General features: G+C 59.9%; 1 protein-coding gene. It reads right to left on the bottom strand.

Translation table 11 applies throughout. The features are described from left to right. Positions 1–269 (bottom strand): ABC transporter permease subunit (locus tag SB754_RS20535; RefSeq protein ID WP_410784208.1); only part of this gene is annotated, 269 nt, incomplete at both ends.

A 269-nucleotide genomic window follows, 5' to 3' on the forward strand; every position in this document is an offset into this window, starting at 1 on the left:
GGTGAAGATCGCCGTCGTTGCGAGAGCGGGCGTCGCCATCGGGAGCATGATCTGCAGGAAGATGCGCGCGTTGCCAGCCCCGTCCAGACGCGCCGCTTCCTCATGCTCAGCAGGCAGGCTGCGAAAGAACTGAACCATGAGGAAGACGAAGAACGCGTCCGTCGCGAGCAGTTTCGGAAGGATCAGAGGAACGAACGTATTGATCAGATGCGCCTGGGAGAACATGACGTACTGAGGAACGATCAGCACGTGGATCGGCAGCATCAGCG

Origin of the sequence: Leifsonia sp. SIMBA_070 (genome assembly GCF_046534635.1) — a bacterium.
Classification (GTDB): Bacteria; Actinomycetota; Actinomycetes; order Actinomycetales; family Microbacteriaceae; genus Leifsonia.